Source organism: Moorena sp. SIO2C4 (assembly GCF_010672485.1).
Classification (GTDB): domain Bacteria; phylum Cyanobacteriota; class Cyanobacteriia; order Cyanobacteriales; family Coleofasciculaceae; genus Moorena; species Moorena producens.
Genome location: NZ_JAAHGN010001050.1, coordinates 1 through 2,612, shown reverse-complemented (window position 1 = coordinate 2,612; position 2,612 = coordinate 1). Strand labels below are relative to the sequence as shown.

General features: G+C 43.0%; 2 protein-coding genes. One reads left to right on the top strand and one right to left on the bottom strand.

Going from position 1 to position 2,612, the window contains the following annotated elements; all coding sequences use genetic code 11:
* A partial coding sequence (locus F6K20_RS33460) for a dynamin family protein (RefSeq protein ID WP_287297647.1) occupies positions 1-1,316 on the bottom strand: 1,316 nt, incomplete at its 3' end.
* A gap of 306 nt (positions 1,317-1,622) precedes the next feature.
* On the opposite strand from F6K20_RS33460, the gene F6K20_RS33455 reads away from it, so the two are divergent.
* Entirely contained in the window at positions 1,623-2,465 is an 843-nt protein-coding gene (locus F6K20_RS33455; protein WP_008191356.1) for a pentapeptide repeat-containing protein, read from the top strand.
* Positions 2,466-2,612 lie beyond the last annotated feature (147 nt).

The window sequence follows — 2,612 nt, the reverse complement described above, 5'->3', positions numbered from 1 at the left end:
CTAAACATGGTCAACATCAGAGCTAGTACAAAAGCTGACAGATCAAATAGTGCAGCAGTGGCTACCACATGTCCGCCAATTCCTGTTGCTGCGGCGGCAGTTCCCAAGGTCAAAAAATTGTTGAGTCCCTTTTCTGAGGCTACCTTAAGATTTTCAGAGATAGAAGTGGTATCAATTTTACCACTATTAAGTTCGGGAACCTGAAACGAGTCTTCTGAGAGGCTTGCTGCTACTTGTAAATCTTCCCTAGCTTCCCGAATAATTTGTTCTCGATATTTCACAAGAGTTGATGCTGCTTCCTTAACAATTTCCTCCATCTGCTGCTCAAGTTTTACCTCCTTAATCGCCCTAGCTACTTTTTCTTCCAGTAGGTCGTCTTCCCTAATAATACGCTTTTTCAATAGGCTAATGAAGGCGAAATTATCCTGGATTACTTTATGTAATTGTTGAATTAGATTGGTAAACAGGTCACGAATTTTTTCTCTAAAGACACCAAAAATCAGGTCATATTGCTCAATTCGCTCATCGATTCGCAACAGAGATCGGTCAAATATCGTCTTTTCGGCAATGACTTTCTGCCGTGCCTCATGGTTCTTTTTCTCTAACTGCTCTAGGTAAACTAACAAAGAGTTCTGAGGACCCTGAAGTTTTAGCCGTATTTTTTCGGTTTCTGCCAGAAACTCTAGTAGGAAGTCTCGTAGGGTGTCGATGTCGTTGCCAGTGCGTGTTGATACTGTAAATAAAGGTGGTACTTCTGTAAAGACATCATGAAGTCCATCTTTGACGTGTGAGATAATCTGTTCACTCTCTTGTGGGGTGACCAGATCCACTTTATTAATAATAACGATTACTTTACGTACCCAGATCTTACTGACTAACGAGAGAAAGTCCAGCTCTGATTTAGTCAGAGGTCGTTCCACTGAGGTGACAAACAGGATGATATCAGCATGCTGTAGATAATTCTCTGTAAGTTCTTGGTGACGTTCAATGATAGAGTTTGTGCCTGGGCTATCAATAAAGACAATGCCATCAAACCCCTCTGGGTAATAGGGTTGAATCGAGTTTGTGGTCGGAAGTATGCCCACAGCAGCTAGCTCGTCATTACTCAACCGATTCAGCACACTGGATTTTCCGGCATTAAATTCTCCACAGACAAAGATCGAGAAGGGATTTTCCAGTTGCTGTTTGAGGGCATCAAGATCAGGGCAAGAGACATTGAAAAGCAGCTCTGCTTCCACAAAGAGTAGTTTTACACCTTTGATGGTGTTGAGGCTGCGGTTAAAGAGATGCTCTTGTTGAACAGGAAGGGTCACCACGTTACTATGAGCGAAATGAGCGAACAGATCTCATTATATTAGCAAGTATTAGCAAGATACAGAAGAATAAATCCAAAGCATACGCTAATTAACCATAGGCCCAGCGTCACTTTAAGGTAAGTTTATTGACTGGCGGGATAGATTACCCTCACTTCCGTGATCAGTTTAGCCGTGAGGTCACCAACCTCGATTAACCAACCATTAACACTTGAAAGTCTGGCTTGCTAGATTAGAAACTGAAAGGCTTGACAGCCTGACGCTGATACTATCTCAGCTCTAACTGGCTTCCCAACGCTCCAAATAACTATGAAACTCCCAAAAGATCGTATCCCTGAAGACCAAGCCCACCAAGTATTCGCCCTAGCGGCTCAACTCTATGCTCAGCACAACCAAAGCTATTCTGTAAAGGAGTTGATTGAAGCAGGTAAAGAGGCACAAATTCCGCCAGAATTTATGGAAAAAGCCCTTGCTGAGATTAAAAAGCGATCGCATTCTAAATCCCTACTCCCCAAACATCATAGTAATCGGTCTGGTCTGATGTTGATTGGTATGGGTACAGTCTTACTCGCTCTTGCGGGTATAGGATGGTTAGCTAATTTTGTAGAACCTAGACGAGTCGCAGAAGCGGAGCTATTGGAATCTACACCAGTCCCAGAAGCAGCGCCAACAGAGGTAAGTGTGCCTCAAGACCAATCCACAGCGTTTGGGGATAATCTAGGGTCAGGGCATATTAATAAGTGTACACCCCTGATCGATAAATACCTCAGCGGTGCTAACCTAAGTGGAGCAGATTGTACGAATGTGGACTTGTCAGGAGCAGATTTGACTAATGCTAACCTGACTGGTGCTAATTTCAGCCGTGCTGATTTAAGTCAGGCTAACTTAAGTAATGCCAATCTCACTGGTGCCGATTTTGCTGGAGCAGATTTAGCCAATGCGGATTTAAGCGGTGCTAACCTGACTGGTGCCAATTTAAGTAATACAGATTTAAAAGGATCTAACTTGACTGGTGCCAATCTCAATGGTACCGATCTGGCGAGGGCAGACTTAGAAAGGTCTGATCTCAGGGATGCTATGACCAATGGTGCTAATTTCGAGAATACTAATCTAAATCAGGTAACTTGGCCTAACGGTAGCATTAACCAGTAAAAAAACTACTTATAAGCGTTATTTGCGTCTTCGTTGACTAGGTCAGCACCGGAGAAAGGGGACGCACTGGACGCGGAAAAATTTGTAATATGGGTAATTAAACAGAAATAGTATGATATAATAAGAAACTAGTGGCGGCATAGCCAA

Coding starts and splice junctions, on each gene's coding strand:
- F6K20_RS33455 (WP_008191356.1), top strand. CDS start 1,623: ATGAAACTCCCAAAAGATCGTATCCCTGAAGACCAAGCCCACCAAGTA.